This is a genomic window from Pseudonocardia nigra, assembly GCF_019396355.1.
In the GTDB taxonomy this organism is placed as follows: domain Bacteria; phylum Actinomycetota; class Actinomycetes; order Mycobacteriales; family Pseudonocardiaceae; genus Pseudonocardia; species Pseudonocardia nigra.
Genome location: NZ_JAHKRK010000588.1, coordinates 1 through 562, shown reverse-complemented (window position 1 = coordinate 562; position 562 = coordinate 1). Strand labels below are relative to the sequence as shown.

Annotated in this window: 1 protein-coding gene; it reads right to left on the bottom strand. The window is 69.6% G+C overall.

The features are described 5' to 3' along the window. Window positions 1-122 precede the first annotated feature (122 nt). The coding region (locus KME75_RS42325; protein ID WP_219420724.1) for a hypothetical protein at window positions 123-562 on the bottom strand (440 nt) is incomplete at its 5' end.

Genomic DNA, 562 nt, shown 5'->3' with positions numbered 1-562 from the left:
TGACCCGGTCGGGGCGGCCGGCGTCGAGGTTGTCGCGGATGACCTGTTCGAAGAACACCCGCCCGGACACCGGCCGGTCCAACACCTGGGTCAGGGAGAACTCGGCCTGCAGGATCGAGCACTCATACCGGTAGCCGGCGGCCCGATCGGCGTCGGTGAACGGGTTGGGCAGGACCTGCAGCCACTTGTCCAGCAGCGCCTGGATCTGCGGCGGGGCCGAGCCGGTCGCAGATCACCTGCACCGCGGTCGGGTCGGCGCAGGTCGCGAAGCCGTTATCCAGCGCGGTGTGCCCGATGCCGGCCTTGGCGGCCTGGCGCTTGGCCCACTCGTGGCCGTTGAGACACAGTCGGGCGTTGTAGGGGAAGTAGGAGCAGCGGAAGAACGGCCCGAAGTCGGCGTCCACCGCGTAGACGTAGAAGTGGTTGACCACCCCGGTGGAGCGCACGATCCACGGATACGCCGCACCCTCGGCGTTGCGGCGGCGCTCGGTGCGGAACAGCCCGGTCTTCTCCTGGGCGCGGCCGATGAACAACACCCCTTCCTCGCCGGGGAACCGCGCCA